The sequence below is a fragment of the Staphylococcus sp. GDY8P57P genome (genome assembly GCF_017892585.1).
Classification (GTDB): Bacteria; Bacillota; Bacilli; order Staphylococcales; family Staphylococcaceae; genus Staphylococcus; species Staphylococcus borealis.
The window spans coordinates 340-708 of sequence record NZ_JAESLK010000131.1; the positions used below are offsets into that span (position 1 = coordinate 340).

The following is a 369-nucleotide window of genomic DNA, read 5'->3' on the forward strand; positions in this document are numbered from 1 at the left end:
TTACTGGGTTCATGAGTTGTTTCACTTTCGTCTTATGTGGTTTCAACATCTCTAATACTTCATTGACACGTGCTTCAACAACGGGCTTTTTAGCGTAAGCACCCCAGGCTAATATTACTTCATCCGATTCTTTCACTGCCTTCATAATTTGAATATCTGTATGATTATCATAGGCATTTTCTAAATGTTTGAGATTGATAGGCGTTGTAATATTAGAGTATAGATTCACAAAATTGATTGAGCCAAATGCATCCATTTCTGAAACTTTGTTCATAATGAGTTGAGTTGTTAGGTCAATATTGAGAATGCCATCATAATGCGGATACATTGTGATGATTGTAAGTGTTTGTTTTTCACTGTCCCATGTCT

Annotated in this window: 1 protein-coding gene; it reads right to left on the reverse strand. The window is 35.2% G+C overall.

Annotated features, from left to right (window positions below):
- Nucleotides 1-369: DUF1643 domain-containing protein (locus tag KA878_RS13950; RefSeq protein ID WP_210142250.1), on the reverse strand; the 369-nt coding region annotated here is incomplete at both ends.